Raw genomic sequence first — 1,677 nt, 5'->3', positions numbered from 1 at the left:
CTACGTCGTAGGATGAACGCTTACACTGCCCTTGGCTATCCTCGCTGGAATGCTTTCCAAGAAAATGCGTCAACATTATTGCAACAGGCTGGCATCGATATATTGGCGTACGACAAGGTGGTGCTATATGCCCCGACCCTTAGAATGCAAGGCAAAGGGGGGCTTGATGTGTCTCAAGGAGAACGCCTAGAAGCATTACTACCATGGCTTGAAAAGCATCGAGTACTATTACTCATCCGCGGGCACACCTCGTTGAAAATGAGCGGTGTACAAGCGTTAATGGAGGGGAATGCGAGTATTCGTGAAGCGCCTGTCAGTATATTTCCAGATGTAAATGCTTTATTTCCGGCCGTGGATGTACTTATCACGGACTACTCGAGTTTGATGTTCGACTATGCTTGTTTGAATCGCCCCATCATTTTGATGGCACCTGACCTGGATGATTATCTCAACCTCGATGTAGGAGTTTATGGAGATTATCTTGCTGATGCGCCAGGTCCGGTAATCGAATCTTGGGAGCATTTACCTGAAGCCTGGGACTCCTTGACTAAAAAGGTCCATCACCAGCGCTTAGCAACTTTTGTAGCTCGCCATGCCGCTATGAACGATGGCAGAGAGTGTGAACGCGTCACCTCTCATCTGCGTAACAGCTGTCGCCTCGAAGTAACCAGCCATGCCTGAATGAATGTAACTACAAAATGAGTACGTAGTTTGAATAGAGAATAAAGCCAGCTTCTCAATGATTTTATGGGGATGCGACATGTCATTTTATGAAAAAGGTATAAAAAGCAGGCAGGTAAGTGACGATGCCAATGTTGGCGCTCGAGTTGGTTTTCCAAGGGTTTCTGTGATTATACCGACGTATTATGACTGGTCACGTCTAAAAAAGTGTGTTGTTGCATTAGAGAACCAGTCGATTGCTCAAGACAATTTTGAAGTCATTATTGTCAATAATGCCTCTGATGATTCTCCGCCAGCGGACTTTTACTTACCCAACAACTTCACCATGATCAAAGAAGCGAAACCAGGCTCATATGCAGCAAGAAATGCCGCATTAAAGATTTCTCGAGGTGAAATAGTTGCGTTTACTGATTCTGATTGTATCCCAGATCCTTATTGGCTGGAGACAGCTATTAATCGACTCGATAAAGGTGCAGAACGCGTTGCTGGTAAAGTAGAGCTTTTCTTCAAATCTGAAAAACTGACGCTTGTTGAAATTTATGAAAAGGCCTTTGGATTTGATCAAGAACGCTATGCTCAGCGGGGAGGAGCGGTGACTGCTAATATGATGACGTGGTCAAAAAACTTTGAAATAGTTGGATATTTTAACGATAACCTCATGTCTGGTGGTGACAATGAATGGGGAGTGCGTGCGAGCGAAAAAGGGATTCCTGTTGAATACGCCCAGGAGGTTATTGTTAACCATCCAGCACGCTCAAATGTAAAGGATATTCTTAAAAAACGAAGGCGAGTGATGGGAGGACAGTTGAATAAAATGAAAAAGAATTCGAAGAGGAGTTTCATTATAATTTTAGCTAAAGGCTATTTCCCCCCAATAAAAGCGCTAAAGTTGTTTTTAGAAAAAGAGTTGACTTTTTCAGAGAGATTTTTAGCTTATCTGTTGTGTTATTATTTTAAATCTTATTCAGCAACGTACAGGTTGGCGTTACTCCTCGG

General features: G+C 43.2%; 2 protein-coding genes. Both read left to right on the top strand.

The genetic code is table 11. The features are described from left to right. On the top strand, nucleotides 1-681 hold a 681-nt coding region (locus INT22_RS15090), incomplete at its 5' end, for a CDP-glycerol glycerophosphotransferase family protein (RefSeq protein ID WP_193068502.1). 79 nt (nucleotides 682-760) lie between these two features. After that, nucleotides 761-1,677: glycosyltransferase (locus INT22_RS15085; RefSeq protein ID WP_193068501.1), on the top strand; the 917-nt coding region annotated here is incomplete at its 3' end.

This window comes from Halomonas sp. 3D7M (assembly GCF_014897885.1).
GTDB lineage: Bacteria > Pseudomonadota > Gammaproteobacteria > Pseudomonadales > Halomonadaceae > Vreelandella.
This window is presented reverse-complemented; position numbering and strand designations above follow the sequence as displayed.